This window comes from Pseudoalteromonas sp. S1609 (assembly GCF_005887255.1).
GTDB lineage: Bacteria > Pseudomonadota > Gammaproteobacteria > Enterobacterales > Alteromonadaceae > Pseudoalteromonas.
Window position 1 is genome coordinate 1 of sequence record NZ_PNDJ01000341.1, and the last position, 341, is coordinate 341.

Here is a 341-nt window from a genome sequence, read left to right on the forward strand (position 1 = left end):
AACTGAAGCTTCGTGAAGTGCAACGAGCATCTCTTGCTGGGGGAGCACTCCAAAATTAGCCGCGGCTAGAACTTTGGCAAAATCTTTAGCAAAATCCCGTTGGCACTGCGCTTTTTGTTCATCAGTCACGCTGTTTATCAAACGAGTATCGCTATTTGGATCAAAAGGCGCGTAATTATTTTTTAATGACTCAAGTGTGCCATGGTAATGAAAGTGAATTAAGCTGGCTAAAAGTTCACAAAGCTGCTTAAAAGAAGTTTGTTGGTCTTTATTAAGCTCTTTGGCGCACATTGTAATGATGGCGTGTTTGCTAAAGGGAATGTAGCGAGCAGTTTGCATAT

The 341-nt window shown here is 41.6% G+C and carries 1 pseudogene; it reads right to left on the minus strand.

Annotated elements, in window-relative coordinates:
- Positions 1–339: pseudogene (locus tag CWB76_RS19980) on the minus strand (TMEM143 family protein); the annotation flags it as partial.
- Positions 340–341: the final 2 nt, after the last annotated feature.